Annotated in this window: 1 protein-coding gene; it reads left to right on the top strand. The window is 61.7% G+C overall.

The window, feature by feature from the left end; genetic code table 11:
* Positions 1 to 253 (top strand): 4-hydroxythreonine-4-phosphate dehydrogenase PdxA (locus SB753_RS39500; RefSeq protein WP_410805480.1); only part of this gene is annotated, 253 nt, incomplete at both ends.

Below are 253 nucleotides of genomic sequence, written 5' to 3' on the forward strand. Positions count from 1 at the left end.
GCAGGCGAAAACGGCTATCTCGGGCGCGAGGAAATCGACGTGATCTCGCCCGCGCTGAAGCTCGCTAACGGTGAAGGCATCGACGCGCGCGGTCCTTATCCGGCCGACACGCTGTTTCAGCCGCGTTATCTGGACGAAGCCGACTGCGTGCTTGCCATGTTCCACGATCAGGGCTTGCCGGTACTGAAGTACGCGACGTTCGGCGAAGGCATCAACATCACGCTCGGCTTGCCGATTATCCGCACGTCGGTCG

Origin of the sequence: Paraburkholderia sp. SIMBA_053, from assembly GCF_046534895.1 — a bacterium.
GTDB classification, from domain to species: Bacteria; Pseudomonadota; Gammaproteobacteria; order Burkholderiales; family Burkholderiaceae; genus Paraburkholderia; species Paraburkholderia caledonica.